The organism is Bacillus sp. P4_D3, assembly GCF_056401855.1.
Window position 1 is genome coordinate 1 of record NZ_JBFUIN010000348.1, and the last position, 3,360, is coordinate 3,360.

Genomic DNA, 3,360 nt, shown 5'->3' on the forward strand with positions numbered 1-3,360 from the left:
GTTTAATTGAAAAGAATCACCAGCCGTTAATAAATATAAACCTGCTGTTGCTACAGTAATACCAAGTGCAATGAAAATTGTAGCTCGCTGTTTTAAAAAAATAAAAGACAAGATTGGAACCATAATGATACTAAGCCCTGTTAAGAAACCAGCTTTTGAAGAGGTTGTATAAAGTAAGCCGAATGTTTGTAGTAAGTAGCCAACACATAAAAAGAATCCAACAATCAATCCAGCGAGACTACTCTGTTTTATATCTTGTGTTGAAGTTTTTTGTGAGAAAATAATTTGAACGAATAATAAAATAATTCCAGCGAATAAAAAGCGAATAGCATTAAAAGTAAATGGTCCAACAAAAGACATAGCATTTTGAACGACAACAAACGTAGCTCCCCAAATAAAAGAGACGAATAATAATGCGAGAGGAGCAATCCACCCTTTTTTCACACTCATACCCCCGTTAATTTTGTGAAATAGCTTTTCTAGCTAATTCATCAGCGACTTTATTTTGACTACTTGGAATCCACTTAATAAAAAAGAGATCGAAACTTTTTATGTACTGCAATGCTTCCTCTAATAGTGGTGCAAACATTTTATTTTTTGCGTATTCTTTTTCAACAGCTCGCTCGACAAGTTGCGAATCTGTACGAAAAGAGACAATGTTATAATTATGCTCCGTGCAATATTTTAATGCCGCAAGTAAGGCGTGGTATTCTGCTTCATGATTGGACATTGTCCCAAGGGGCAATGATAATTGTACAGCTGGTTGCACCCCTTTAATAAACACTCCAGCACCAGAAGGACCAGGATTTCCTTTTGATGCACCATCAATATATACTTCAATCAAAATGAGAAACCTCCAAATTATAAGATGATCCCCTACTTACATGTTTCTTTGAAGTAGGGGATAGAGTACTTTAGCCGATTGTAATACTATAACGACATGTAAATGTTTCATTCGCTTGTAAAGATTGAATTCCTTTTTTTTCCTTGAAATCTTTTGCCGGATTTACTTCATCAGYAATACCGTACCAAGGTTCAATACATAAGAAAGGTGCGTTTTCGCCTGGTGTCCATACGCCGACAAATGGGAATCCGTCAAATTCTACTTTTACAAATTTATTATGTTTATGAGAACGAATAGAGATTTCATCCGTATTCATATTTTCAAAAATAAGCGCATCATTTTTGAATAAATCGTATGTAAGTGGTAATTCATTCGTATTTTCAGCAATTGATTGTTTTTTACTTGAAAGATAAGGTCCTTCTAATACGCTTGTTTCTAAGCGTTCAGAACCATTAAATGCTAAATGATAATCAGTAAATGATTCGCCCTCTAATAAGGGGAAGTTGAAACCAGGATGTGCTCCGATTGAGAAGAACATCTCTTTTGAAGCAGGATTATTTACTTCATATGTTACATGGACGATTTGTCCGTCTAGCTCATAAGAAACGAGTAATTCGAATTCGTATGGGTATTTTTTTAATGTTTCTTCATTACTAGTTACAATATAAGTGATTTTCGTTTCACTTTGTTCTTGTACAGAGAATGTAAGATCACGAGCAAAGCCGTGTTGTGTTAAAGAATACGGTTTACCATCTACGTAGTATGTATTATCTACTAATCGGCCGACAATTGGGAATAAAATTGGTGCGCGGCGCCCCCAATAAGTAGAATCGCCTTGCCATAAGTATTCAGTGTTATCTTCTTTTAAGCGAACGCTTTGTAATTCTGCACCTTTGTCAGAAATGGAAACGATCACTTTTTCATTTTGAATTGTTGCTGTCATGAAGTGAAACCTCCTAAAACTTTCATATGTTTTATTATACGTTTTCTAAAAGAAAAAAGGTAGTTAATGATAGGAATCTATTGACGAGAGAGTGTCTATTGCGTAGAATATATTCTTGTTGCTTAAAAAACGAATAACGTGGTTCGAAACCATCCCACGTAAAAAAACTAAGGAGATTTTGTCATGAATATAAGGACATTAGTCGGTAATGGTATTTTAGCGGCATTATATATTGCTGTTTCTATGCTTATTCAGCCATTTGGCTTTACCAGTGTACAGTTTCGTATTTCAGAGATGTTTAATCATCTCGTTGTATTCAATAAGAAAGCAATTTACGGGATTGTATTAGGTGTATTTTTAACGAATCTCTTTTTCTCACCTATGATCGCTTATGATTTAGTATTTGGAGTAGGGCAATCCATTCTTGCATTACTTGCAACTATTATTTCTATGCGCTTCATTAAAGGTGTTTGGGCTCGTATGATTTTTAATACAGTTATTTTTACAGTCACAATGTTTATGATTGCAATTGAACTTCATCTTGCGTTTGATCTGCCATTTTTATTGACATGGCTAACTTGTGCAGTTGGTGAATTTGTTGTAATGGCAATTGGTATGCCTGTAATGTACTGGATTAATAAGCGAGTGCAATTTGAAAGATTTATGCAATAGATGAAAGAGCTGTCCTTATATAGGATGGCTCTTTTTGTATGTGATTATATTGAATATAATACTGTGACTCTTGGTCAACTATCCCCACTGTGATGAAACGTTTCAGTGGGGGCTTGAGTTAGAACTCTAGGTCTTTTCATCTATCGCTAGACAGTTTGACGCTCTAGWATTCATGCCACCTTACGGTAACACCCCAAGTAAGTTTTTGGTTGGTACTAGAAACGAACAATCGTTTCCCCACTTGCACCACCCTTTYGAAAAAGAGCAGTTCTTCCTTRTGGAAGAAGCCACCACTCAGATGAATCCGGCGTGTGCTACAAGCCCCGACAAGTCGAGTACACATGGATGGTTGACRCACCCACTAAGCTATGCRCGAAGCAACAGCCTTACGTTTTTGCACTTCTAATAGAATCGGCGTTTTCACTTTAAGATTTTCATSCAATTCTACAACTCTTGATTTTTCCAATGTATTCAAYGCACCATTAATATCAGCATGGATACATGTTCCTGCTTTACTTTGRTACAGACCACGAGTSATTCGTTTGCCACTAAAGCGATAATGCGTCCTATCATCCTTAGACCAAACTGGAACCCTATCTTTATCAAGAAAACTAGCTTTTGAAGTATAGCTTTCTTCTTGTTTTAAAAATCGGATGCCTTCTTTTACACATTTATTCTCAATTGCTGCAATCAGTTTATGAAATGGGATTTGAACAAATTTTTGGTTATTCTTTTTTCCCATATCAGATTTTTGTTTCCAACCAGTGTTATACCCTACGACAACCGTATCTATGTTGCATGCTTTCACTTTTTTGAACAACAAACCTACAGTTTGTGAAATGTAACCATTTATTTGTCTTTCTCGTTTATGCCAAAGTGCAGCCATTTTATTCGTTACAAC

At 35.7% G+C, this 3,360-nt stretch carries 5 protein-coding genes and 1 riboswitch; of the genes, 1 reads left to right on the plus strand and 4 read right to left on the minus strand.

Going from position 1 to position 3,360, the window contains the following annotated elements; all coding sequences use genetic code 11:
- The 3 genes from AC1DTM_RS20790 to AC1DTM_RS20800 all read right to left on the minus strand — a co-directional run.
- A partial coding sequence (locus AC1DTM_RS20790) for a DMT family transporter (RefSeq protein ID WP_477000774.1) occupies positions 1-444 on the minus strand: 444 nt, incomplete at its 3' end.
- 13 nt (positions 445-457) lie between these two features.
- Positions 458-844 carry a reverse transcriptase-like protein gene (locus AC1DTM_RS20795; protein WP_016104360.1) on the minus strand — a complete coding sequence of 129 codons (387 nt, stop codon included), beginning with the start codon at positions 842-844 and terminating at the stop codon, positions 458-460.
- Positions 845-914: 70 nt separating this feature from the next.
- Positions 915-1,787, minus strand: coding sequence for an aldose 1-epimerase family protein (locus AC1DTM_RS20800; RefSeq protein WP_477000775.1), 873 nt, complete (start codon positions 1,785-1,787; stop codon positions 915-917).
- A gap of 132 nt (positions 1,788-1,919) precedes the next feature.
- A riboswitch (PreQ1 riboswitch) is annotated at positions 1,920-1,964 on the plus strand.
- A gap of 6 nt (positions 1,965-1,970) precedes the next feature.
- Here AC1DTM_RS20800 and AC1DTM_RS20805 point away from each other — a divergent pair.
- The gene (locus AC1DTM_RS20805; RefSeq protein WP_002011909.1) at positions 1,971-2,459 is read left to right on the plus strand and encodes a QueT transporter family protein; all 489 of its coding nucleotides are present in this window, start codon (positions 1,971-1,973) and stop codon (positions 2,457-2,459) included.
- 361 nt (positions 2,460-2,820) lie between these two features.
- Here the strand turns inward: AC1DTM_RS20805 and AC1DTM_RS20810 are convergent.
- On the minus strand, positions 2,821-3,360 hold a 540-nt coding region (locus tag AC1DTM_RS20810), incomplete at its 5' end, for an IS200/IS605 family accessory protein TnpB-related protein (RefSeq protein WP_477000776.1).

What these genes read in the sequence shown, in the direction of transcription:
- AC1DTM_RS20805 (WP_002011909.1), top strand. Translation starts at nt 1,971, where the DNA reads ATGAATATAAGGACATTAGTCGGTAATGGTATTTTAGCGGCATTATAT.